The 228-nt window shown below is 79.8% G+C and carries 1 protein-coding gene; it reads left to right on the top strand.

The window, feature by feature from the left end; all coding sequences use genetic code 11:
• Positions 1–228 (top strand): C4-type zinc ribbon domain-containing protein (locus FVA95_RS30560; protein WP_240051825.1); only part of this gene is annotated, 228 nt, incomplete at both ends.

Genomic DNA, 228 nt, shown 5'->3' on the forward strand with positions numbered 1-228 from the left:
GCGGCGACGAGCTCGGTGCGGGCGCGACCGTGCCCGCACCGAGCTCGTCGCCGCGCAGCCCGCGGACCTGCTCGCCGACTACGAGCGCCTCCGCGCCGGCGGCCGGGTCGCGGCCGGGCAGCTGCGCGAGTCCCGCTGCGGCGCCTGCCGGCGCGAGCTGGACCGGACCTTCCTCAGCCAGGTCCGCACGGCGCCCGCCGACGAGGTCGTCCACTGCGAGGAGTGCGG

The sequence above is a fragment of the Pseudonocardia sp. EV170527-09 genome (assembly GCF_008369905.1).
GTDB lineage: Bacteria > Actinomycetota > Actinomycetes > Mycobacteriales > Pseudonocardiaceae > Pseudonocardia.